Annotated in this window: 1 pseudogene; it reads left to right on the top strand. The window is 70.9% G+C overall.

Features of this window, described 5'->3' with window-relative positions:
- A pseudogene (locus tag RB628_RS41310) lies at positions 1-501 on the top strand (IS1182 family transposase); the annotation flags it as partial.

Genomic DNA, 501 nt, shown 5'->3' with positions numbered 1-501 from the left:
CTCGGGTTGGAGCTGACCGACACCGGCTTCGACTTCACCGTGCTGTCCCAGTTCCGTACCCGGGTGGTCGAGCACCGTCTGGAGGAGAAAGTCCTGGACCTGCTGCTGGCCAGGCTGACGGAGCAGGGTCTGGTCGGTGCCGGGGGCAAGCAGCGCACCGACTCCACCCATATCGTCTCCGCGGTGCGGGACCTGAACCGCCTGGAGCTGGCCGGGGAGAGCGTGCGGGCGGCGGTGGAGGCGTTGACGGTGGCCGCGCCGCACTGGGTCGCCGGCGTGCTGGACGTGCCCGGCTGGTCGCGCCGCTACGACACCCGGATCGACACCTGGCGCATGCCCTCCTCCGCCACCAAGCGCGACCAGCTCGCGCTGACCTACGCCCGCGACGGCTTCGCCCTGCTCAGCGCCGTCTACGATCCACGCTCCGAACCCTGGCTGCGAGAGCTGCCCGCGGTGCAGACCCTGCGCACCGTGCTGCTGCAGAACTACACCCGCACCACC

The sequence above is a fragment of the Streptomyces sp. ADMS genome (assembly GCF_033441795.1).
In the GTDB taxonomy this organism is placed as follows: domain Bacteria; phylum Actinomycetota; class Actinomycetes; order Streptomycetales; family Streptomycetaceae; genus Streptomyces.
The sequence above is the reverse complement of the archived record's forward strand: the minus strand, read 5'-3'. Positions and strand labels throughout refer to the sequence as shown.